We start from the raw sequence: 23,060 nt of genomic DNA, 5'->3' as shown, positions 1-23,060 counted from the left end.
GCCGAAAACCGCTAAGATCTCCAATCGTTACGCTTGACTCCAAGACAGATTTCTCTGCCAAAAATCTTTGATCTCAGAGGCTTGCATCGGTTTCTTCATGCTCTCTTACAAAGAGTCCAGGCGAACCGGACGCTCTTCGTAAATGATAGTAAGCTTGGATTTGAGGGCCGCAATCCGGCAGTGGTATTAGATCAGGCGGTGGAGTTCTAGGCTCGACGGACTAATCCGAAAGTTGTAGTCTGTGAGGTATGGGGCTGCATCTGCGTAGAACGGTTTCGGCCTTGAAGGGCATCTCGCTAGCTCACATGGCTTCCATGCTGGTGCTAGTTTTCACGCTAATATTCGTAATAACAAACTTAATTCAGACGGAAACTGAAGCAACCTTCATATCATCTATTCCAGCTATAATTGTCGCTGCATATCTTGTTGGCCGTCGCGGTGCGATCATTGCAACTCTCGTGACAGTCGCCGCCAGCCTCGGGGCCGAACGACTTCTGCGCGGTTCGATTCCCGCAGAGGACTGGCCGCGAGCAATCTTTCTCCTGGTTTCCGGCTTCATGATCGCCTTCATGTTCCACCGCTTGCGGCAGGACCTTAGCGAGGCCCTGAAGGTCGCCGAAACCCGACTGGCCGCCGTCGAGGCCACCGAGAGCCGCTTCCGTTCGGTGTTCGAGCGTGCGGCCCTCGGCTTTGCGAACACGAATGAAAAAGGCGAGCTTCTGCAATCCAACAAACGTCTTTGTGAGCTGACGGGATATACCGAAGCCGAGCTTGCTCAATTTCCGCTTGCGCAGCTTGTTCATCCCGATGATCGCGATAGCGTTGTTGAAGCGCTTGCCGATCAAGGCAAGTCCGCGATGCCATTCGATATGGAAGCCCGATTGAAGAAGAAGGACGGGTCCACATTCTGGGCTCGCCTGAACCTATCGTCGTACCGTTCCGACGGCCTCCTTTCAGAGAGCGCGATCATCGTTGTCGATGACATCTCGGAACGACGGACGGCGCGCGAAGCGATCCGGGTTCAGAAGGAACGGCTTGATCTGGCGCTTTCGGCGGGGCGGTTGGGAACCTGGCAAGTCGACCTCAAAAGCGGCGTCGTCACGGGTTCCGACAAATTTTGGGAAATCTTAGGCCTGCCGCGCGCCACCAGTCGGCCGATAGACGAGCTAGCTGCAGTCGTCTATCCCGCGGACTGGCCAAAGCTTGCACTCCCCAAAGAATCCGGCGCGACCACGAATTACGACGTTGAGATAAGGGTGCGACGTCCGGATGGACCTATTCGTTGGGTCGCTCTGCGCGGACGGGAGGAGCGGTATCATGATCAGCAGCTGCTGATCGGGATAGCAGCTGACCTGACTGAACGTCGGCAGACCACGCTTTTGCGTGCCACGGTCAGGAGACGGGACCGTATTTTGATCGAACAGCGCCATCGATTCAGCAATCTTTTCGCGGTCGTGATAGCGCTGGTCAAAATGGTTGGTGCTCCGGCGAACAATGTCATGAAGTTCAAGGAGGACCTAATCGATCGGATACGAGCGCTTGAAGTCACGCATATGATGATCTCCGGTCGCACCGACAGTTCGGTATTGCTCCGGGATCTCGTGGTCCAGGAACTGTTGCCCTACATGGAAACGCGAAAGATAAAGACCCATGGCCCTGACGTCATGATGTCAAGCGGCGCTGCCGAAACCTTCGCAATGGTTGTTCACGAGCTTACGACGAACTCTGTCAAACACGGCGCGCTTGGCGGTTCCCGAGGGCGCCTTGAGGTTAGATGGGCCGATAGTGGAGAAAGCGATGACGTCGTCTTCGATTGGATAGAATCGGGAAGACGCAGGAAGGCCAAGAACATCGGCCATGGCATTGGTTCGATGATATTGGGCGTCAACACCGCGCCGCTTATCGGCCATGCCTCGAAGCTGGAAATATTTGAAGGCGGTCTACGATACTCGCTGCGGCTGTCTCGACGTGAAATCGCGCCCTAGTCGATATATTTCGAACGCCAGTTTTGTAGCGCGACGGCTGCCTCGGTGCGGTTGCGTACTCCCAGCTCACGCATTACCGCAGCGGCGTGAATTTTTGTCGTTGCTTCGGAAATGTCCAAATCGCGAGCTATCTCCTTGTTTGAAAAGCCTTCCGCCATCAGCTTGAGCACGTCACGTTGCCTTGAAGTCAGCTTGCTAAGGCTGGCCGCTCCCATCCGCCGTTGGGTCCATGCCCTCGCCGATTGGGGTGCGTGTGAGCCGGGTCCCCCGGAAGGTCGAGACAACAGCGCCGGCACATAGATGCGGCCTGCCAGAATCTCGCGCACTGCCGACACCACTTCTTGGTCCGTCTGAGATTTCACGATGTAGCCGTGCAGCCCGATCGACAGCGCTTTCAATATTTCCGCTCGTGAATCATTGCCGGAAACGATTGCAAAACGGGTGTCCGGATACGCTGACAAAACGTCGCCGAGCACTTGCTGGTTGAACAGTCCCGGCATGTTCAGATCCAGAATGGCAAGATGGATGTCCCGCTGAGCCAGGACACTGGCAGCGGCATCAAAACATCCAGCTTCGAATATTTCCAGTTCCGGGAGCTCGGCCTTGAGCGCCAAACTCAGCCCACGACGATACAGACCGTGATCGTCCGCAATGACGACTCGATACATTTGCATTCCACCCCAACGCAGGCCCTACAAAGCGGGCCCTGAAACGCCTAATGCGGCTAAACGATCAATCGGGGAATGGCCTTGGCGGTGGCCAACCACTCGTCGAACGCCCAGAAATCCGCACCACTTGCGCGCCGTATTGCTAATATATTCCTCTATGGCGGAAAAATCTCTTTTTTTTTCCGAGGAACCTTCAACCGGCTTGAATCGCACCGTTTCTGCCCTTGTCAGAAAGCCAACATCGCGATCAGGCGCGTCTATGGCCAACTACCAAATTCCATGTGACATCAGCTGTTTGAGCGGTAGCGAGACGTAAATTCCAGCAGGTGGCTTCTGAGGTCCGCACTGGGGCATTTGAAGGTCTCGTGGCTAAGCAATTTTGCAGATGCAGGTCGGCATATTCGGCGCCATCGTGCCTCGCGGCGGACAGGGCGGACCGGCCTAGTCGCTGAACCTGCGGAGGCAATGGATTGGTGCCATTCGATTGCACGACGACATCCTTCGAACGCTAACTTACCGTTCTTCATAAGATGCTCGGGACGGACACGTGGCGACTTTTCTATCCGACCCATAGTCGGAAGAGGTCTGAACACGTCTACCCAGGCACCAACCATTGAAGCGGCGTTGAACTATGGAGGATCGGATGAAAGCGGTTATTCAATGCGGTGGGATGGGAACACGACTTCGTCCCTTTACGTCGGTGTTGCCGAAGCCGCTGATGCCAATTGGTGCCCGGCCGGTGCTCGAGCTGCTTCTCAAGTGGCTGCGACGCAATGGCATTGAAGAGGTCTACATCACGACCGGGTATCTCGGCCATCTCATCCGCAGCGTGTGCGGTGATGGTTCGCAATGGAACCTGAAAATACGGTACACTCAGGAGATGGAGCCGCTGGGCACCATCGGGCCACTGTCGCTTATCCGAGATGAACTAACCGAACCCTTTATCGTGCTGAACGGCGACGTTCTCACCGATCTTAGCCTCAGCCGATTCACAGCTGCCCACCGCAAGCACAAGGATCCGGTGACCATCGCTACCGCAAACCGTCTTATCAAGATGGATTTCGGCGTCATCGACGAAGTCGACAATGCAGTGCAGATGTTCCGCGAGAAGCCGACGCTTTCTCATCTCGTTAGCATGGGCATCTACTGCATGAATCCGGATGTTCTGAGTTTTATTCCCTCCGGCATTCCATTCGGATTCGACGACCTGATGCTGCAGATGATGCAGCAGGGCACGGTCGTCCATGTCTACAAGCATGAGGGACTCTGGCTCGATATCGGCCGCGTCGACGATTTCCAGAATGCTCAAGCCATTTCCTGGGAAGAGCAGTCGGCTTCGATCGAAGTCGCGGCAGCGGCTGCCTGACAAACGGCGAGAAACTCAAACACGAATGATGATTTGGGAGTGAGGTCACCATGCTCTTGGTCAGTGCCCCGATTTTGGGTGTTCCGGAGAAGGCGGCTCTATCAAAGGTCATTGATAGCAGCTGGTTGACCATGGGCGAGCAGGTTCGATTGTTCGAAGAGTCGTTTGCCCGCATGCATGGCGCGGACGATTGCGTTGCGGTGAGTTCCTGTACTGCGGCGCTTCATCTAATTTTGCACGGACTTGGCATTGGTCCGGGCGATGAGGTGCTGGTTCCGTCGCTAACTTTCGTGGCGACCGCGAACTCAGTGCTCTATGTCGGTGCAACTCCCGTCTTTGTCGATATTGAGTCAGCCGACTTGCCGTTGATGTCGCTTGCAGAAGCCGAGGCTCGATGCACGCCGCGAACGAAGGCCATTATTCTCGTTCACTTCGCCGGGTATCTGGCCAATCGAGAACAATGGCAAAGGTTCGCTCGTGTTCGGGGACTGCACATCATTGAAGACGCGGCGCATGCTCCTGGCTTGAGAGAAGTAGGGACCTTCGGCGTTGCCGCGGCCTTCAGCTTCTACGGCAACAAGAACATGACAACCGCCGAGGGCGGCGCCGTAATCGCCCAAGACCATGAACTGCTGGAAAGGATTCGCCAAGCGCGCGGGCACGGGATGACCACCGGCACACACCAGCGGCTGAACAGCCGCACGCCGCAGTATGACGTCACCATGCTTGGGTTCAATTATCGTATGGACGAGATGCGGGCCGCAATCGGACTTGTCCAGTTAGGAAACCTGCAAGAATGGAACGAAGTAAGGCGTATCCTCGTCGTCCTTTATCGGCGACTCATTGCAATGCACTGCCCGGCAATAATCGTACCATTCAGTGAATCGCGGAGGTCGGCGCACCACATCATGCCGATACTTTTACCGCGATACGCCGACAGGCAAGCCGTTATCGACGAACTGCGCAACCAGGGAATCCAAACAACGATCCACTATCCGCCCGTGCACCGGATGACGTTGTACCGCGAGCTTTTTCCCGGGACCCAATTGCCGCGAACAGAAGACTTTGCTCAGCGGGAGCTGACGATTCCACTTCACCCGCAGATGACCTCAGCGGTGGTCGAAGCGGTTGTGGAGGCTCTGGCAACTGCGGTGAACGGCTGTACCAAAGCAGGAACGGCCGCATGAATGCGACAGATCAATCCCTCCACCGACACTACGTTGCAGTCTCGGCCCATGGGTCTGTGCGGCGTTTGATCGACATTGCCATTGCGAGCGTTGCTGCGGTCTTGTTTGCGCCACTGATGCTGCTGATCGCCATCGCCCTTCTGGCCGAGGGCGGTAGGCCGGTTTTGTTTGCACAAACCCGCCTGGGCGCCGGGGCTCAGCCTTTTCGCATGTACAAGTTCCGCAAGTTCGATGTGCGATGCGATCCCCACGGCCTCGCGCTGACGGTCGCCGACGACAAGCGCATGACAACGATAGGGCGCGTGCTCGCCGCGACAAAGTTCGATGAATTGCCGCAACTGTGGAATGTAATCATAGGCGACATGGCAATCATTGGACCGCGGCCGGAGAGCCTGGCGTTCGCCGACTGTTTCCACGGCGGCGCCGAGGCTGTTTTGCAGTACAAGCCTGGGTTACTCGGTCCGAGCCAGGTTCTCTTCCGCAACGAAGCGAATTTCTATCCGAAGTTCACGGATCCGGTGCAGTACTATCGCGAGACCCTGTTTCCCGCCAAGGCCAGGATCGACCTTTCCTATTATCCGCAGCGAACTCTGGTGGCTGACGCCGTCTGGATGGCTCGCGGTTTTCTAGCCGTTGTCGGCCGGGTACCGCCGTCGCCGATCGCGACTAAAGCGCATTCGGGCTGACACTCCGGTGAGTGTCACCGTCAGAGTGGACATGGCAAGAGGGACGATTGGTCATGGACTACAAAGGCAAAAAGGTACTGGTCACGGGCGCCGATGGATTTATCGGATCGCATCTCACCGAGGCGCTGGTCCGCAATGGAGCGGATGTCACAGCATTGGCGCTCTACAATTCGTTCGACAGTCACGGCTGGCTTGACGATTTGCCGGACAACATCCGAGCCCACCTGAAATCCGTGCGTGGCGACGTGCGCGACAGCGCGTTCCTGAACAGGATCATGCGCGGCCAAGCTGTGGTTTTTCATCTGGCTGCTCTCATCGCGATTCCATATTCGTATGCGGCTGCCCAGTCATACGTGGAAACCAATGTCATGGGCACGATGAATGTTCTCGAGGCAGCGCGTCAGTGGGACACCGAACGCGTCGTGCACACCTCGACCAGCGAGGTTTACGGCACGGCGCTGACCATGCCTATCAAGGAATCTCATCCGCTGCAGGGCCAGTCTCCATATTCGGCATCGAAGATCGGTGCCGACATGATGGCCGAAGCCTACGCCAGGTCATTTGACGTTCCCGTCGTAACTCTGCGGCCATTCAATACCTACGGCCCACGCCAGAGCGAGAGGGCGATAGTGCCGACCATAATCAGGCAGGCCCTCGACAAGAACTGTTCGGCTATCATGGTCGGGGATACGAGCCCTATCCGCGATCTAACCTTTGTTGAAGACACGGCGGCAGCATTCCTGACCGCAGGCGTGGCGGAACTCAAATTCGGCCATGCCTACAATGCCGGAAGCCAGCGTGCCGCGACGATCGCGGAAGTCCTGGACCTGGTGGTCGAGTTGAGCGGATCGAAGAAGCCTGTCTATCGAGATGAAAGCCGCTTGCGCCCACAGAACTCCGAGGTTCGCGCGTTGCTTGCAGACTCGACGCAATTCGAAACGCAGACCGGGTGGCGAGCCCGTACCAATCTGCGAGATGGGTTGGAGCGCACCATATCATGGTGGAAAGCGCGTCTCAGCGAGGGGCGGGTGCGCCGGGAAATGGGCTACATGACATGACTTGTCGTCGCCGACATGCGTTGTCGATGATCTTCGCTGTCGCGTGCCTTGGTCCGCATGCTGCCGCAAGCCAGGCGGGCAATACGTCAACGCACTTTGTTGCGACGCCGGCGATGCAGTTGCCCGACTATCTGCGTCCTACGGTCGATCCCGCGTTTGGGGAAACATTCACCCGGATCACAAAATCCGGGCCGCTTGGAAATGGGGTCGCGTGTATAAAAGATTATTGCAGCCACCGTTATTCCAGCGCCCAAGCCTGGAATGCGGACCAGAGCCTTCTCGTTATAACCAACGGCTGCAACGGGATGTGCTTTTTCGACGGACGCACATTCCTACCGCTGCTGATGCGCGATCGATCGGGGGAATGTGAGTGGCATCCCCAAAATGCGGATCTGATGATCTGCGTTCGAGGCCAGCGAATATCGACCTGGGCGCCGCGGACCAATCACGAGGATGTGCTGTTCGATTCAAAGGACTATCGGGATCTGCACTTCGGACCAGGCAAAGGTAACCCGAGCCGAGACGGTAATCGCCTGGCAGTGCGTGCACTTCGATCGGACGGTGCCGAGGTCGTCTTCGCGTACGATCTCAAGCAGCATAGCAAGTTTGCCGATATCGCACTTGGGCGGCTTGCTGGGGTCAATGAGAACTGTTCGATCTCTCCTCTGGGCGAAAATATTCTTTGCATCCAGGCACTGGCGGACGGCACCGAACAGTCGTTTATTTTTTCGATCGACGGCGCTCCAGGCCAGCAGTGGACAGAGCATCATCGGCCGGGGCATGGCGACATGACGGTCGACGCCGATGGGAGCGAGATCTACGTCGGCATCAGCAAATCCTATCCGGACAGCTATCAGGTGATCAAACGCCGGCTGTCTGACGGGAAAGTAACTTCGCTTATGAAATACGGCGAGGCCTCGCATGCTTCTCTGCGTGCTTTGAACAAACCTGGCTGGGTGTTCCTGAGCTACGGCGGCGACCCGAATGTGGTTTCGGCCCGTCCGGAAATGGCGCCCTATGCACGAGAGGTTATCGCGCTGCGCCTCGATGGCAGCGGAGAGGTTCGGCGCATAGCGCAAACGCGCAGCGTTGATTTCGACTACCGCAGCGAGACCCATGCCTCGCCATCGCCCGATGGCTCGCAGGTAATCTGGTCCAGCAACTGGGGTGTGCCCGGCGGACCTGTTTATGACTTCGTCACCCGCGTCGACTGGTCGGAAGAGGCGAAGTCGAACTGAATGGAGATGTCACCGATGGCATTCATGAACCGAAATCTTCTTGCAGCGATAGGTGTGCTGGCTGCGGTTGATGCTGCCTCCGCGGCGGACGACCGGCCAGCCTACCATCTCTCCCCCGGCGACATCGTCGAAATAGGAATCTCTTCGATACCGGAACGAACTCAACGTGCGGTAATCCAGATGGACGGTACGATCGCGCTTCCCCAAGTCGGGAAGATATCCATCGGCGGTCTGACGCCTGCCGAGCTGCAGGCCCGCATGGAAACGATCTTGCCGACCAAGATATTTCAGCAGCGTTTGCCCGATGGGCGAGAGCAGATGATCGTTGTCCAACCTGGCGATGTGACCGCGATAGTCGCGGAATATCGTCCGATCTACGTGACTGGCGAGGTGCTCACTCCCGGCCAGCAGGCATATCGGCCTCTCATGACGGTGAGACAGGCGATTGCGGTGTCTGGCGGTCTCAGCCTTTTGCGCTCACGCGTAAATCAGACCGGTCCTGACCCGGTTGATCTGCAGCGCGACTATGAATCGCTTTGGGGGGAATACACCCGAGACTATTTCCACAGCGCTCGCATTCGCGCCGAACTGCAGGATCAGCCAAGTTTCGATACCAAGCCCCCCCAAGGGTCACCATTGTCTGCCGCCTTCAGCTCGGCCATTGCCGACGCCGAGGGAGAGGCGCTGAAGATCTCTCTCGATAACTTCCAGCAGGAGCAAAGCTACGTTGATCAGGGCGCAAAGGATGCCGCGGCGCAGATCGACGTTCTGACCAAGCGCCAGCAGGTCGAGAGCGACGGAGTCAAGGCGGATGAGGATGACTTGGCTCGGGTGACGAAATTGTTTCAAGCAGGCAATCTGACCAACGCCAGGCTGTCTGACGTTAGGCGTTCCGCGCTTCTCTCTTCCAATGGGCAGCTTCAGACATCGGTCGAGCTCATGCGGGCGCGACGCCAGCAGGAAGATTATCTCAGGCAACGCGAGCGCAATGAAAACCTGCGAAGGATCGGCTTGCTGACCGAGTTGAAAGATACCGATGTCCGTCTTGCCGACACCACCGCAAGGCTCCACGCCACCAGCCAGAAATTACAACCCGCTGGCGCGTCCGCTCTGCCGCTGCCGGTAAGCGGAGAAGCCATTCAGACCCAGATCACCATCGTGCGCAAGATTGGTGAAGAATGGCGCAAACAACTCGTCGAAGAAGATTCAGAAGTGCTTCCGGGAGATACGATCGAGGTGAGGTTCAGCAGCGATCTGGGACGTGCAGCAAGCCAGTAGGGGGCCGCGTTTGCGGTCCCGCTATTGCTTGAAGGCCCGGGAAATCTGATCGGTCAATGGCTTAAGCAAATACGACCAGACGCTGCGCTCCTCGGTGCTTATGTGAACTTCGGCAGGCATGCCTGGCTTTAGGATTTTCTCACCCTTCAGGCAGGTGGCCTGGTTGTCGACGTGGATGCGAGCCGAAAAATAGGAAAGCTGGCGTTCCTGATCCTTGATCAAATCTGCAGAGATACGCTTCACCGAACCCTCGCAGACAGGTGTGGTTCCGACGTCGAAAGAGGGAAAGCGGATTGATACCCGCTGCCCGGGCTGGACATCATCCATCCGGGTCGGCGGAATGAGCGCATCCACGACAAGGTTGTCGGTGTCGGGCACAACCACCATGAGCACCTCTCCCGGTCCAACTACGCCTCCGACGGTGTGGATAGAGGATTCTTGTACCGTCCCGGTCTGGGGAGATCGGATATCCGTCCTTGCGAGCTCGTCGTCGGCCACTATCTTGCGCTCTTCGAGCTCTGTGCGCTTCGCTTCGTTTTCGCGGAGCTCGCTTGTCACGTCGCTGCGCATCTGCTCGTCGAGCTGAAGCACCTGCAAGTCCGTTTCACTGATGTGGGCTTGCACCTCCGCGATTGCTGCAACAAGTCGCCCCGACTCACCGCGAGCACGAGCTTCTTCCAGGCTGACATTGCTCAGTCGCTCTTTGGACACCAATTTCTTGGAGTAAAGAGCTTGGACGTCGGCAAGGCTGCGGGTAAGGAGATCCAAGGAGTCGTTCGTCGCCGCAAGCTGAGCCTTGAGACCGTCAATCTGATGTCGAAGTTGCATCGAGCGGCTCTGCAACTGCGCCTTTTGGCCAGCCAATGCCGTAGCCCGGCTTTCAAACAAGGCACGTTCTCCATTGACAAGAGCAGCCACCCGCGGGTCGCTCATCCTCACGCGCAGACTGGGAGGAACCTGCATTTCCGGCAGCCCTTGCCGCTCTGCCTCGAGCCTGGCCAGGCGGATGGTGACCCGGTCGAGATCTTCACTGACGATCTGCAGGTTTGAGCGTGTGAGCGTGTCGTCAAGCCTGACCAACACGGCGCCGGCACGCACATGATCACCATCCTGGGCGAAAATCCCACCGATGGTGCCGCCGGTCCGATGCTGGACCTTCTTTACACTGCTTTCGACCACAACGGTCGCTGGCGCGATCACAGCGCCGGCGATCTTGGTTAGTCCCAACCACGTCCCTCCGCCAACGAGCAGAAAGGCGGTGGTTGCCAAGCCCAGAACCAGGTTGGCACGGATGCCATCCGGATCATTGATCAGCCTGGTTCCGAGCCAACGACTTGCGTCGTTGATACGAGCATAAGAAATCGTCGCGTCAGACACGGAATAGGACCTCAAGCGTTGCCGGCATTTTTTTGCAGCGGAACGACTGCCGGCTGGGGGAAGGGGCGGACGACATTTGAGAGAACATCTTCTCGCGGGCCAAATGCGTGGACCATCCCGTTCGACATGACCAATACCTGATCGATATTGACGAGCGCAGAGGGGCGATGCGCCACGACGATCACGATACCGCCACGCTGACGTACCGCCAGGATCGCCCCCGCCAACGCAACATCGCCGTCTGAATCCAAGTTGGAATTCGGTTCGTCGAGCACGACGAGAAACGGATCGCCGTAAAGTGCCCTGGCCAATCCGACCAGTTGCCTCTGCCCGGCCGACAGGGCCGTCCCGCCTTCGCCGATTCGTGTTTGGAATCCTTGAGGCAATCGCATGATCATCTTGTCGACACCAGCCGCTCGAGCGGCTGCCATGACGCCTTTTGGGTCGCTCTGGCCACCAAATCTCGAGATGTTGTCGGCAACCGTTCCGTCGAACAGTTCGACATCCTGCGGCAAATAGCCGATATGAGCACCGAGCAGTTCCGAACTCCACTGATCGAGAGCAGCGTCGTCCAATCGAACGGTTCCCCGAATTGGCTTCCATACTCCGACCAGCGCGCGCACCAGCGTTGTCTTCCCGGAACCGCTAGGGCCGACGACTGCCATCCCAGCGCCGCTCGCCAGGCGAAAGCTTACATTGAGAACCGTCGGCCGTTGTGCGCCTGGAGGGGCTATCGTCAATTCCTCGACGGAGAGTTGCCCTCGCGGGCTGGGAAGCTCCATGGGAGCGCTTTGGCTACCGAAAGCATCCAGCGCTGCAGTCAAGTCGGAGTAGCTTCGGCGCGCGGCCAGAAATCCTCTCCAGTTTGCGATCGCGGCGTCGACCGGCGCCAAAGAGCGGCCAAGCAATATCGAAGATGCGATGATCACACCCGGGGAAGCGTCCCCCCCGATCACCAGATAAGCGCCCAGCCCGAGTACACTCGATTGCAAGGCCATCCTGAGTGTCTTCGACAATGATCCGGTTCCGCCCACGATGTCGGAGAGCCGTTCCTGGTTCTTGAGATAGGCATGGCTGACTTCTCCCCAGCGTCGGCCAAGCCTGGCGGAGAGACCCATCGCCTGAACGACTTCCGCGTTGCGGCGGCCTGCATCGGCAAGGATGCGTTGCGCGACCAGTGTTTCGGAAGTTCGGGCCGCGGGGCCGCGGCCGGCAATTTCTGCGACCACGGTCAGAAGCACGACAACAACGGCGCCGACGGTTGCCAGTAGCCCAAGGGAAGGGTGCAACAGGTAGATGACCACCATATAAAACGGCATCCACGGGGCGTCGAAAAAAACGGTCGGCCCCAGGCCGGAGAGAAAGCCGCGCAGCTGGTCCAAGTCGCGAAGCGGCTGCACCCGGTTCGCCTCCTGCCCGGCGACCAGGGGTACCGACAGCGATATGGTGAAGGCCTTGTGCTGCAGATTTCTGTACAGGCGATTGCCGATTCGAACCAGCAAGCGAAGCCGCACGAAATCGAGCAGCCCGTATATGGCGTAGAGGCCCAGCATGCCGACCGTAAATCCTACGAGCGTCGGAACGCTCTGCGAGGGAAGCACACGGTCATACACCTGCAGCATGTAGACGGAGCCGGTCAGGGCTAGAATGTTTATCACCGCCGAAAAGAGACCAATGCCAACCAGCCCGGACCAACAACCCGACATGGCTGAGAGCAAATGTTGCGTACGATGTTCCCTCACGACGCGCGATCTCTCACTCGAGATTGTCGCACGGCCTCGTGGACGCTGTCAGCGTAGGACAAGATCTTACCTTTCGTTGTGACCCGCCCACCCCGAACATTACATCAAGCTAACATTCGTCAAATTTTATCAAAATGCAGCAAAATCGTGACGCTCAGACGCTAAATCGTGAATCGCCACGAACAAGCTGGGGATAACCGACCCTGGAAAGCGAGCGTTTATTGACCATTTGAAGGTCGACGGGGTTTGCCCTTTGTCGGATCACGTTTTGATGTCTGTTGGATGAGGAAAGTGACCTGATCAGACATTCGACGCGCGTGGTTCATCGGGGTTCTTCATATGGGCGACAACGACACGGCCCTCGCCAGCTTCGTTCGAGATCGTGCCAATATTCTCGTAGGCCTTTGCGCGGTTGAGCAGACTCACGACTTGCCGGTCCTGGCCAAGGCCAACCTCGAACAGCAGCATGCCACCTGGCCGCAGGTATTGCGGCGCGTCTCTTATCACCCGCATGTGGATGCTCAGGCCGTAAGGGCCAGCCGCAAACGCCTCGCGCGGCTCGAGCTCGGTCAAGTGAGAGCGGTCGCCCTCGAGCCGCTTTTCCGAGATGTATGGCGGGTTGCAGACGATCATGTCGATCCTGCCGACAAGTTCCGGGCCGGAGAGAGGCTCAAACAGGTCGCCCTGCAGCACCGAAACGCGCCCTGCCAGTCCATGATGGTCGACGTTGCGGCGCGCGGCTTTAACGCACCCATCCGTTAGGTCGCTCGCCCAGATCCGCGCGGTGGGGGCATAGTGCGCTATGGCGCATGCCAGATTGCCGGCGCCGCAGCACATGTCGATAATGCGGGGTTCCGCAGTCCTCAACTGATCCAAGGCGCCGAGGGCGGCTGTGCCCAGCAGTTCCGTCTCCGGGCGTGGCACAAGCGCGCCAGGTGTCACGAGCAACTCCAGCCCCATGAAGATGGTGCGCCCTTTGCTGTAGGCATCCTCGACGCTGATTTCTTGGCTCACGACAACCCGCTTTTCCCAATGCTGTCGTTCGGGAGACAGCTATGATCAGTTCTTTTTTCGGATGACGTATTGTGCAATCCCTTGGATGGAATCGAGGTTCTCAGGCAGAAGCTCGCTGTCTTCGACGACAATGCCAAAGGTTTCCTCAATGAATCCGATGACCTCCAGGACTCCCGTCGAGTCGACGATACCTTGGTCGAGCAGCGACGTATTGTTTTCCAGAGCCTCAGCGTCAGCAACATAGAAGTTGGACGCCAGAAACCCCCTAATTTTCTCGCTGTAAGTCTCTATCCTGTCTTCGCTGGACAACATTTTGCTTCCCCGGTTAAAACAAGAAAATTGACGCCAAGTCTCGCGGAAAACGCCTCATGACAAAGCCGTCTTCTTAAGTTTTCCCGTATCTGTCATCGGCAGGCTGGGTACAATGACAATTGATTTTGGGACCATGAAATTTTCCAGCCGCCTTTGACATTCCTTCTGCAGTTGTTTCTCGTCGATGGACTTCCCTTGCTCCATCACGACGAACGCCTTCACCGCCTGCCCAAGAAGTTCGTCCGGAACGCCTATCACGGCGGCCTCCCGTACCCCTGGAATGCCAACAAGCGCGTTCTCAACCTCTTTGGGCGCGACCTTCTCGCCACGGGATTTGATGATCTCATCGCCACGACCTACGAAATAAAGGTACCCTTCCGCGTCGATCCGGCAGTAGTCGCCGGTGTAGAGGACCTGTTCACCGGGCAGAGGACCAGGTTTAAGCTTCCTTGCGGTCGCCTCTGGCTTGCCCCAGTAGCCCTTCATCACGGTCGCGCCGCGGATGACGAGCTGGCCGACGACGTCGGGGCCGACCCGCTTGTCGTCGTCGTCGACGATCCACATTTCCGTGTTCGGGATGGCTATCCCGACGCTCGACGGCTTTCGTTCAAGGTCCTCTGGCGGCAGGTAGGTGCAGCGCTTGCACTCGGTGAGCCCGTACATTGAATAGATGCGCGCACTCGGAAAAAGGTCCTGGAGCATGAGAATATGCTTCAACGGCAGGGCGGCCGCGGTATTCGTAACATAGCGAATGCTCGAAAAATCCTGATCCTTCAGCGATTTGAGCTCCGAGAGCGCCGCAAAAATAGTAGGCACGCCGGGGAAACCTGTGACCCGTTCTTGCTTGATCAGTCCAAGGATCTGCGCTGCAAAAGCAAACGAGCGTTCAAGCACCAGACGGGCGCCAGTGCGGAACGCCATGATCATCTGGTACAGGCCGTAATCGAATGCCAAGGGTAGGACATTGAGGATCACTTCGTCTTCGCCGAGCTCAAGGTACGATGCGATCGAGGTGCAAGCCGCCATCATGTTTGTGTGCGTCAGCATCACGCCCTTGGGCTCGCCGGTAGAACCTGACGTGTAGATTATGGCGGCGAGATCAATGTCGATGCATCTGCGTGCCGGTGCCTCCCTGTTGCCGGCAATCGCAACATCCCAGCGAACCGCATGAGGCAGTTGCATCAACTCGGCGTCATCTATACGCCCGGAGACAATCATCCGGCGCAGTGACAGGCAGTTGCGGGCCGGCTCGCTGAAGACCGAGGTCAGATGGTTGTCCGTTATCAGCGCGGCTGGCAGGCAATCGTTGAGCAGGTAATGAAGCTTGTCGCTCTTGGTCAGCGGATTGACGATGCACACCACGGCATTCGCCTTGAGCACGGCCCAGAAGCTGACGACCGTCTCAACGGTGTTGTCGGCGAAGATCATCACGCGATCGCCGCGCGTCACTCCGGCCTCCGCCAGGTGTTGCGCAACGCTGTTGGCACGGGTCTCGATCTCGGCATAGGTCACGCGCTGCCCGCCGCAGACCAGCGCCACCTTGTCACCCAGCCGGTCGGCCGAGTGCCTGAGATAGTCGTGCAACAGCGGTATGGCTCCATGCATCATGCCAACACCTCTTCCTTGATCTCATGGTCAACGTCGACGCTGAGCTCGATCTTCTGCCTGCCGATGGGGCGGCTTGCGATAAACTGCTGGTGAAGAAGCTGCGTGGAGAGCACGCCCACCAGCGCCATGTTGTCGGAATTGGAAAGATCTTGGTCCACGGTCCTGGCTCGGCACTTGCCCAGCAGGCGCGCGACCGACTCCGCATCGAAGACATTTGCGTCGCGCAACGCTCTTTCCGAAAGTGCCTCGCGCACATAGGCTGGTGCATTGTCGGCAACGAAGCATTGAGCGTTCGGCGCCCTGTAGGGCTGTTTCTTGCGGGCGATGATTTCCGGCGGCAGGATCGGCTCGGCCACCCGCTTCAGCACATGCTTCTCATCCAGAATGCGCAGCTTGTATTTGGCTGGAAGCGAGTTCGCGAGTTTTACAACGTCATCGTCGAGGAACGGGAAGCGCCCTTCGACAGAGTTGCCCATCAGCATTCGGTCTCCCTGCGAGGAGAGCAGATAGCCGGACATCAAAGTCTGGATTTCGATATACTGGTCCTGTGCCAGAGAGTCCCAGCGCGAAAATTCGTCGGGCAGGCGCGCAAGGAACGCGGCGGCCGCATTGTACGGTTCCGTCTCGGCTTTCATGTCGGCAGAAAACAACCGCTTGAGAGCGCTGGTCGTGCGCCAACGGGTACCATGTGCGAAGCCTGGCGCATCATGGGCATGGATATCATGTCCGAAGAACTGACGCGCCATTGCTTGCTGATGCACCGGGGAACGAGTGAGATAGGGATACAGGCGTTCCAGCAATCGCGCGCGTCTCGTCGAGGATGGTTGATGCCCCCAGAAACGGCGCACCTTCCCTTCCCGGAACAGGTCGTAGCCAGCGAACATTTCATCCGCGCCTTCGCCCGTCAGCACGACCTTGATTCCGTGCTCGCGTACCAATCTTGAAAGCAGAAGCAGTGGCGCCGGCGCGGTCCTCAGGATCGGACGTTCGGTGTGGTAGATCACCTCCGGAAAGACATCGGCGATATCGCTGCGAGAAACCGTCACCTCGTGGTGCTCGCTGCCGGTCGCGCCTGCCACCAATCGCTGGTAGCTGGTCTCGTCATATTCAGCATCGGCAAACCGCAGGGAAAACGTCTGGAAGCGGTCGCCGGCGATGCGGCTTGCCATCATGGCGACAAGCGAGCTGTCGAGTCCGCCAGACAGGTAGCAGCCAACAGGCACATCGGCCTGGTCGATCCGCAGCGCCGTCGCGGACTGCAGAGCCTCGCGCACTTCGTCCACGGCATCATCGAGCGACCCCGGGAATTCATGGCGTTCGTCGAACGCCTCGGGATAGCTGGGTTTCCAGAATGCCTGCTCACGAACGGTTCCGTTCTCATAGACCCGAATGTGGCCAGGCTTGAGTTCCCGGACCCCTTTGAATACGCCTTGCGGCGGGACCACCGTCCAGAGAGTGAACGTCTGATCAATGCCGGCTGGATCGAAGGCTCGCGGCAAAGCCGCGTCGGCCGCGAAAATGGCCTTCACTTCGCTGGAAAAATAGAGGCGCCCAGCGTGCTCGCAAAAATGCAGGGGGCATATGCCGAACCGATCGCGCGATAGCACGAGGCGGCCGGCCAGCGAATCCCAGATCGCGATTGCCCATTGCCCGTTCATCCGCTCAAAAGCGGAGTCGCCCCATTCGCGATATGCATGAACTGCCACTTCGGTGTCGCTGCGGGTGCGGAAGCGATGACCGAGCGCGACCAGCTTCTCGCGAAGCTCAACGTAATTGAAAATCTCGCCGTTGAAGACAATCCAGGTCTTGCCGCTCGTGTCGGCAAGCGGCTGTTGCCCATTCGAAAGGTCGACAATTGAAAGGCGTGCGTGGGCCAGCCCCGCGCGATTGTCGCGGTAGAGGCCGTGTTCGTCCGGACCGCGATGCACGAGCGACCCCGCCATGCGCAGAAGCGCATCGCGCGAAGGCCGCGCCGCGGTAGCGTCCAGTGCCACGATTCCGGCTATGCCGCACACGCTCAGCCCTCGTCCATCTCGACGGCGGGCAGGGGTCTCGCGTGAAGATAACGCGCTGCGCGCCGCTTGCTTTCAATGTCCTTGAAGACTTTCTGAACCTGGTCGGGAGTGAGGCCGGCGACCGCTGCAATCTCGTTGGCAGAAATGCCGTGGTTCAGGCCATAGAGACACAAATCCGTCAGGTGATATGGCAATGCGAAATAGAACTCCTCCTGGCTTTGCGCCATGGAGAACGTATCCGTGGTTGGTGGCCTGCGCCGCACCTCGGGGTCTATCCCGAGATACTCCGCTAGTTGATAGACTTGCGTCTTGTAGAGGTGGACGATCGGCAGCACGTCGGCGATTCCATCGCCCTGTTTGACGAAAAAGCCTTGGTCGTGTTCCAGCCGGTTTGGCGTGCCTGCCACCGCGTAGTTGAGACGGTCCGCGTGATAATACTCCGTCATCTTTCGCACGCGTTGCTTGTAGTTGGTGGCGGCGACGATCTGCAGATAGGTTGCCGGTGGCAGTCTGACCGTGTCGACTTTGCCATCCGGATCCTCGACCGTCAGTCTGGTAATGTTGATGCCGTTGCTTTCCAGAACCGACGCCATCACCAGCTTGCACTTCCAGCCTTGACCGTAGGCGGGAACGACGGTCCGTATCGCCTCGATCTGACGTGAATAGGCACCGATGCCCTCCAGGGCAGGCGTGATGTCTTCAACGATCGAATCGATACCAAGTTGCGCTGCAACCGTTCGGCCAAGCCGCAGCGAGTCGCCGGAAGAATGGGATTCCGGCATGAATAGGCCGAGGACCTTATCTTTCCCGAACGCGCCGACGCAGAGTGCTGCGACAACGGAGCTGTCGATGCCCCCAGAGAGGCCGACAACGACGCCTCGGCGCCGGAGTGTACCAAAGACCTGTCGACGCAAGGCTTCTACGATGCGATCGACCTCGGCACGAGCGTCGAGCACCAGGGCATCCTTGCCAAACCCGGAGATCACGTCGATGACCGTTCCTCCCCCTGGCGAGATTCTTCTGGCAGATAAGTTCGGGCCACGGCCGCCTCGATGAGCGGTCGGTTGAAGGCCACGTTAGGCTCCGAGACCATGTCGATGTGGGTGCCAATGATTGGGATCACATCCAGGTCTGCGAAAGCATTGTCCCACCCGATGGCGCGAGGCATTCCAGGACGGGCGCAGCGAAATAGGGTACCGGTGATCGGCAGTCGGGGTCTTGGCGTCTGGAGCCACTGAAAAAACGCTTTTGCCCTCAAAACTTCCTGAAGCTCCAGCTTGGCCCTAAAGCTGGTCGCGTTGAATTTCTCCTGGGCATAGCGATCAAGCAAGCGGGCCAGTTGCATCTCGTAGCCCATTCGGACCACGACTTTTGCAAGGGCGCGGCAAGCCATTCTGTAGGCGGTAATACGATTGGTTCGGATTCGATGAATTGTGCGGACGACCGTCTCTCGGTAAGTGCTCCGTTCACCGAGCAGGCTGGTGTCGAGAATGCCGAGAAATTTCACATTTCGCCCGGCAGCCAGCAGCCTTGAAGCAACTTCAAAAGCAACGACGCCGCCAAGCGAATGGCCGAGAAGTCGTACGTTACCTTCAGGCTGGGCGCGGCGTATCTGGTCGAGCGCGGCCTCGGCCATATCTGCGACCGAGTTTTTTCCCTGCAATATCATTGCCAGGGCGGGATACCTGATCGGAACAACCCGGGCGGTTCTACCCATGGAGGCCGCGAAGGCGGCAAGGCTAGGGCCATAGCCGACGGACCCGGGGAGCAGGAAGAGAATTGGCGGATGCTCTTTGCGCGAACTGGCCTGCTCGTTACCTGCTTTCGCGGCCGCGACGGCCTTCACCATTTCGTCGAAATTCATTCCGACGGTGAAAGGTTCAAGGTCGATCTCCAGGCCGAGGACGCTTTCGATCTCCATGACACAATGCAGCAGCTTCAGCGAATCGCCGCCGGCGTCATCCCAACGTCCCGCGGCAACGCGCGTGTTCAGAATCTTGGTCCAGGCACGTTGCACGATCTGCTGGATAGTCCGTTCGGGTCCTGTATTCGGAGCCTGGACAATGCGGTCCTGCCTCACGCTTGCGCCGTCCAACTCGGCAAGCCTCGCCATGTCGACCTTCCCGCCCGGCAGGCGTGGAATTTCGGCAATGGCGTGCAGTCTCAACGGGCACAGAGGCGGCGGCAGTGTCGTTCGGGCAAGATGGCGGAGATCGTCCGCGAAGTTGGAAGTGGCCGGCCCGCGAGGTACGGCGAAGGCGATGAGTTCCGTTGACGCCGTCACAATCGCTACAGCGTCCTCAACGGAAGGCGCGCCACGCAAAACCCGCTCCAGCTCCGCGGGTTCAACGCGTCGGCCGTTGATTTTTATCTGACGCCCCTTGCGACCCATGATCTGCAGCAGGCCATGGTTGTCCAGTTGGACGAGATCACCCGTTTCAAAGATGCGGACGGACGGGTTCTCGGGGTCTGCAGCCACCGGCACGACGACGCCGTTCTCCCAATGGCCAAGCAAGACATACGGACTTTTTATGACAAGCTCTCCAGTCCCGCCGGGCGGCACCGGGCGTCCTTGCTCGTCGATAATCGCGAAACTAATCCCTGGAAGGAGCCATCCAACGGGAACCGAGGCAGCCTGCTCCGGCCAATCGGTCGGTACAAACCATTGTGATCCTGTCGTCTCGGTTGACGAGTAGCCGATCTGCACCAGGCAGTTGCTTGAAACGGCGTCGCGTAGCAGCTTGATGTCAGACCATGAAACCTTTTCGCCGCCGATCCGAGCCACCCTGAGACTGCGGAATGCGTCTTCTGATTTGTTCGCCATAAGCGCCCGCAGGAGAGCCGGCACCAGGTAAGTGACAGTCACTCCCTCGGCTTGCATCCGGTGTAAAACCGCGCGCAAGCCTACGGCTTCGACCTCAAGAAGATGCAATGTGGCGCCGGTAAGAAGGGCGGCGAGCACCTCTCGACACCCAGCGATGGTGGCCGGTCCCGTAAGAGGCAGGAATACATCCTGCGCATTGATGTGACAGGCATTTACATATTGCTGAACACGCCATAGCAGGCTGCGTTGACTGTTAACGATGCCTTTTGGCCGACCTGTACTGCCCGAAGTGTAAAGGACGATCGCGGGGGCATCCACGGATACCGGATGGAGCTGGGGAACGCGATCGCTCTTCGGTTCGCCGCGGGGCGAGACATTTATCCAGCCGACAGTTCGCGGCAGGCCCGTGGGTCGGACATCTCCATCCCCTATGATGGTCGATAACCGCGCCTCGGACACGATCGCATTGATCCTGGTATCCGGATCCCTCGTGTTCAGGGGTACCAAAGGCCGCCCTGCGGCCATGCTCGCCAGCATCGCCAACGGAAAGAAGGCCGTATTCGCAAGAAGAATACCGACGGCGTTTTCGGCGGGAGTGATGGCGAGGATGCGGCTAGCCAGTGCTTCGACAGCCGAGACGAGTTCCGAATAAGTGAAGCGATTGGTTGCGTCGGTAATCGCCAGCTTTTCGGGATACTGACTGGCCACATTTTTCAAATGATCGACAATGGCGACATCGGCATAATCAGCGTCCATCCGCTGATAGGGGCGCAAGACAGGGCCGCCTTGGTCGAGAGCGTATTCCGGGACGTTCGTCCATTTGTTATTTGCCGCCGATTGAGAATCCGTCCGCGGATATTCAATCGCGAGTTCCGATCCTGAGTAGGCTGGTGACATGACGGGCTCACGCTATGGATAGCGTCAGTTATCGCCGCCCGCCCAAACCATTTCATCGATCATTCTGATGATGCTGGCGACGCTAGAGGTGTACATCGAAAAATTTCGCGCCCGCCTCATGGCGGCGGGGCGTCAGACTAAAGAACAGCCGTGCGACATGGAGAGCTGATGCCGCGGCGCGGGCCGGGGCAGATTTGCATTCTGAATGGCTCGTCTAGCGCCACGGTCTGTGTTGCCAAAAGGCATGTCGCGCTCAGCCACTCGCTACACGATATCCACTGAGAAAATTTTGAAGATAGTTACAGCGCGCAGCGCGCGATCGACTCGGTTGCTGTCCTTCGGACGGTCCTTTGGAAATACCGCAATCTCTACGACCGGCGATACGACCGGTTTTGCATCGACGGCACTTAGCGAGTTCCGCCGGCGATCCTGTTTGTCCACGCGGCGATGGCCAGTCCGCAGATAGCGCCTGCAAAATCAGCAATCCAGTCGAACATGTCCATGTCCCGCGCCACCAGCGGGGTGGCCTGAAGAACCTCGATCGCCGCCCCTACAAAAAGGACGAATACAACCAGCCTCAATTTTTGCTTGGGCCAACCGAGACCGCCGAGGATCCCCAAAGTCGTGAAGGCGACCGCATGATTGAGCTTGTCGTGACTGAACGTGAAACCCATGCCCAGCATATCGAGGATAGCGCCGGGCAGCAGAGCTAATAAAACAATTCCCACCAACGCGAATGGAAAGGTCATTCTCGCCACCAGCGAGCAGGTGTCCGTTGCCGGCAAACGCGTCAGTCCTTCGATCGAGCCTGCTGGAGCTTTCTCAAGCCGCGGCAATTAACCTCGTCAATCCTCCCGCTTAGAACCGCCGCCATGCCGGTGCATCGGCTAAATGAATGAGGGCGTCGGAGGTGAAAGCTCATTGGGTCTAACAACACCGGGATATGCCTGCGTTGCCGCAGCGGACCCGATCATCCGCCATGTGAAGAGGTTCACCTAGCCAGGCGTTTAGTTGCGCTATGTTGGAGAGGAGAGTCGCAACGGTTTGGGGATATTCGTCAAATGACGGCCGTCGACAATCACTTCACCCTACCAGGGGAGTGTCACTTGGAACGAGGAAGCCGCCTTCTAGCAGGTCCAGAGCGTCCAGCGCTTCTTCGACCCGCAAATGCGCCAAAGGAATTCCGTCAACGAGCAAAACTCTTTGGTCGCCTACGTCGTAGACTTCCCAAAGCCTGTCCATTCCCCGCCGGATGGCGTGTCGTCGTTCCATGCGCGGACAATATGAGCCATATGCGAGTTTGAATAGGGAACGATCCCCGCGGTGACAAATTATAGCGTGGAAAACTGGTCAAGCTTGATTGCACTTAATCATGGATACAACCCTGGAATGGTTTTACAGTGAGTGAACGAGGCCTGAAATTCCTTCAGGAGTGGATGGATAGCAATCTGCCGCATCATTCATCATCTGACACGATCTTAGCGCAAGAGCTTGCAGGGCGACTAACCAGCGACGCAAAAAAGGCTGGAATTCGATCAGAAGAGATCTCGGAGGAGGTCGGCAGCATCTTCTCAACGATGCTCGAGGCGCTTGGAAGTAGGGATCCCGTGCCGGATTGAGAGCAGAACGTGGGCTGCGCAACCGAAGAAGCGCTCCGGCCCACAACGATAGCAACTACAGCTGCCCTGTCGGACATGTTGAAGTAAGATGCCTGGTTGGCGCCCTCACGCCGCCATCCTGCCGATCGAGAAGTATTCGATGCCGTAGCGCGCGATCACCTTGGGATCGTAGAGATTGCGGCCGTC

The 23,060-nt window shown here is 58.1% G+C and carries 18 protein-coding genes; 8 read left to right on the top strand and 10 right to left on the bottom strand.

All coding sequences use genetic code 11. From position 1 onward, the window contains the following. Positions 1–305 precede the first annotated feature (305 nt). Positions 306–1,985, top strand: a complete 1,680-nt coding sequence (locus tag LB520_RS10510; protein ID WP_224548584.1) for a PAS domain S-box protein — start codon at positions 306–308, stop codon at positions 1,983–1,985. Here the strand turns inward: LB520_RS10510 and LB520_RS10505 are convergent. Continuing rightward, a complete protein-coding gene (locus LB520_RS10505) occupies positions 1,982–2,653 on the bottom strand; it encodes a LuxR C-terminal-related transcriptional regulator (protein WP_095768696.1) in 672 nt (223 codons plus the stop codon). The genes LB520_RS10510 and LB520_RS10505 overlap by 4 nt on opposite strands. A 643-nt stretch (positions 2,654–3,296) precedes the next feature. Here LB520_RS10505 and LB520_RS10500 point away from each other — a divergent pair. The 6 genes from LB520_RS10500 to LB520_RS10475 are packed head-to-tail and all read left to right on the top strand — an operon-like array spanning position 3,297 to position 9,466. Continuing rightward, positions 3,297–4,019, top strand: a complete 723-nt coding sequence (locus LB520_RS10500; protein ID WP_095768666.1) for an NDP-sugar synthase — start codon at positions 3,297–3,299, stop codon at positions 4,017–4,019. A gap of 50 nt (positions 4,020–4,069) precedes the next feature. Further along, positions 4,070–5,206: a DegT/DnrJ/EryC1/StrS family aminotransferase gene (locus tag LB520_RS10495; RefSeq protein ID WP_095768667.1), complete on the top strand. Its 1,137-nt coding sequence runs from the start codon at positions 4,070–4,072 to the stop codon at positions 5,204–5,206. Beyond that, entirely contained in the window at positions 5,203–5,892 is a 690-nt protein-coding gene (locus LB520_RS10490) for a sugar transferase (RefSeq protein WP_224637447.1), read from the top strand. Before LB520_RS10495 ends, LB520_RS10490 begins: the two co-directional genes overlap by 4 nt. Before the next feature lie 53 nt (positions 5,893–5,945). After that, entirely contained in the window at positions 5,946–6,950 is a 1,005-nt protein-coding gene (locus LB520_RS10485) for an SDR family NAD(P)-dependent oxidoreductase (protein ID WP_140839031.1), read from the top strand. Between the two features lie 26 nt (positions 6,951–6,976). Further along, a complete protein-coding gene (locus LB520_RS10480) occupies positions 6,977–8,188 on the top strand; it encodes a hypothetical protein (RefSeq protein WP_224630747.1) in 1,212 nt (403 codons plus the stop codon). Positions 8,189–8,203: 15 nt separating this feature from the next. Next, positions 8,204–9,466, top strand: coding sequence for a polysaccharide biosynthesis/export family protein (locus LB520_RS10475; RefSeq protein ID WP_224637446.1), 1,263 nt, complete (start codon positions 8,204–8,206; stop codon positions 9,464–9,466). A gap of 21 nt (positions 9,467–9,487) precedes the next feature. Here LB520_RS10475 and LB520_RS10470 read toward each other — a convergent pair whose 3' ends face one another. From LB520_RS10470 to LB520_RS10430, 9 genes are all read right to left on the bottom strand, one after another. Then, positions 9,488–10,843 carry an HlyD family type I secretion periplasmic adaptor subunit gene (locus tag LB520_RS10470; protein ID WP_224637445.1) on the bottom strand — a complete coding sequence of 452 codons (1,356 nt, stop codon included), beginning with the start codon at positions 10,841–10,843 and terminating at the stop codon, positions 9,488–9,490. Positions 10,844–10,854: 11 nt separating this feature from the next. Then, complete coding sequence (locus LB520_RS10465) at positions 10,855–12,549, bottom strand: type I secretion system permease/ATPase (protein WP_224523343.1); 1,695 nt, start codon at positions 12,547–12,549, stop codon at positions 10,855–10,857. Between the two features lie 336 nt (positions 12,550–12,885). Beyond that, positions 12,886–13,599 carry a N5-glutamine methyltransferase family protein gene (locus tag LB520_RS10460; RefSeq protein ID WP_224637444.1) on the bottom strand — a complete coding sequence of 238 codons (714 nt, stop codon included), beginning with the start codon at positions 13,597–13,599 and terminating at the stop codon, positions 12,886–12,888. Between the two features lie 45 nt (positions 13,600–13,644). After that, positions 13,645–13,911, bottom strand: a complete 267-nt coding sequence (locus LB520_RS10455) for an acyl carrier protein (RefSeq protein WP_095768673.1) — start codon at positions 13,909–13,911, stop codon at positions 13,645–13,647. Between the two features lie 54 nt (positions 13,912–13,965). After that, positions 13,966–15,519, bottom strand: coding sequence for a class I adenylate-forming enzyme family protein (locus tag LB520_RS10450; protein WP_224637443.1), 1,554 nt, complete (start codon positions 15,517–15,519; stop codon positions 13,966–13,968). Continuing rightward, positions 15,516–17,534 carry an asparagine synthase (glutamine-hydrolyzing) gene (gene asnB, locus LB520_RS10445; protein ID WP_224637442.1) on the bottom strand — a complete coding sequence of 673 codons (2,019 nt, stop codon included), beginning with the start codon at positions 17,532–17,534 and terminating at the stop codon, positions 15,516–15,518. The genes LB520_RS10450 and asnB overlap by 4 nt, the downstream gene beginning before the upstream one ends. A gap of 2 nt (positions 17,535–17,536) precedes the next feature. Further along, complete coding sequence (gene nadE, locus LB520_RS10440) at positions 17,537–18,520, bottom strand: NAD(+) synthase (protein WP_224522964.1); 984 nt, start codon at positions 18,518–18,520, stop codon at positions 17,537–17,539. Then, positions 18,517–21,255 (bottom strand): non-ribosomal peptide synthetase, encoded by a 2,739-nt coding sequence (locus LB520_RS10435; RefSeq protein ID WP_224637441.1) that lies wholly within the window; start codon positions 21,253–21,255, stop codon positions 18,517–18,519. Before LB520_RS10435 ends, nadE begins: the two co-directional genes overlap by 4 nt. Positions 21,256–21,662: 407 nt before the next feature. After that, on the bottom strand, positions 21,663–22,091 hold the full coding sequence (locus LB520_RS10430; RefSeq protein WP_224630744.1) for a hypothetical protein: 429 nt from the start codon (positions 22,089–22,091) through the stop codon (positions 21,663–21,665). Positions 22,092–22,691: 600 nt separating this feature from the next. Between LB520_RS10430 and LB520_RS10425 the strand changes: the two genes are divergently transcribed. Beyond that, positions 22,692–22,874: a hypothetical protein gene (locus LB520_RS10425; RefSeq protein WP_224637440.1), complete on the top strand. Its 183-nt coding sequence runs from the start codon at positions 22,692–22,694 to the stop codon at positions 22,872–22,874. Positions 22,875–23,060 lie beyond the last annotated feature (186 nt).

The sequence above is a fragment of the Mesorhizobium sp. CA12 genome (assembly GCF_020165255.1).
Lineage (GTDB): Bacteria > Pseudomonadota > Alphaproteobacteria > Rhizobiales > Rhizobiaceae > Mesorhizobium.
Note: the sequence above shows the minus strand (reverse complement) of the source record. Positions and strands in the feature narration are given on the sequence as shown.

What these genes read in the sequence shown, in the direction of transcription:
- LB520_RS10510 (WP_224548584.1), top strand. Translation starts at nt 306, where the DNA reads ATGGCTTCCATGCTGGTGCTAGTTTTCACGCTAATATTCGTAATAACA.
- LB520_RS10505 (WP_095768696.1), bottom strand. Translation starts at nt 2,653, where the DNA reads ATGTATCGAGTCGTCATTGCGGACGATCACGGTCTGTATCGTCGTGGG.
- LB520_RS10500 (WP_095768666.1), top strand. Translation starts at nt 3,297, where the DNA reads ATGAAAGCGGTTATTCAATGCGGTGGGATGGGAACACGACTTCGTCCC.
- LB520_RS10495 (WP_095768667.1), top strand. Translation starts at nt 4,070, where the DNA reads ATGCTCTTGGTCAGTGCCCCGATTTTGGGTGTTCCGGAGAAGGCGGCT.
- LB520_RS10490 (WP_224637447.1), top strand. Translation starts at nt 5,203, where the DNA reads ATGAATGCGACAGATCAATCCCTCCACCGACACTACGTTGCAGTCTCG.
- LB520_RS10485 (WP_140839031.1), top strand. Translation starts at nt 5,946, where the DNA reads ATGGACTACAAAGGCAAAAAGGTACTGGTCACGGGCGCCGATGGATTT.
- LB520_RS10480 (WP_224630747.1), top strand. Translation starts at nt 6,977, where the DNA reads ATGATCTTCGCTGTCGCGTGCCTTGGTCCGCATGCTGCCGCAAGCCAG.
- LB520_RS10475 (WP_224637446.1), top strand. Translation starts at nt 8,204, where the DNA reads ATGGCATTCATGAACCGAAATCTTCTTGCAGCGATAGGTGTGCTGGCT.
- LB520_RS10465 (WP_224523343.1), bottom strand. Translation starts at nt 12,549, where the DNA reads ATGTCGGGTTGTTGGTCCGGGCTGGTTGGCATTGGTCTCTTTTCGGCG.
- LB520_RS10455 (WP_095768673.1), bottom strand. Translation starts at nt 13,911, where the DNA reads ATGTTGTCCAGCGAAGACAGGATAGAGACTTACAGCGAGAAAATTAGG.
- LB520_RS10450 (WP_224637443.1), bottom strand. Translation starts at nt 15,519, where the DNA reads ATGATGCATGGAGCCATACCGCTGTTGCACGACTATCTCAGGCACTCG.
- LB520_RS10435 (WP_224637441.1), bottom strand. Translation starts at nt 21,255, where the DNA reads ATGTCACCAGCCTACTCAGGATCGGAACTCGCGATTGAATATCCGCGG.
- LB520_RS10425 (WP_224637440.1), top strand. Translation starts at nt 22,692, where the DNA reads ATGGATAGCAATCTGCCGCATCATTCATCATCTGACACGATCTTAGCG.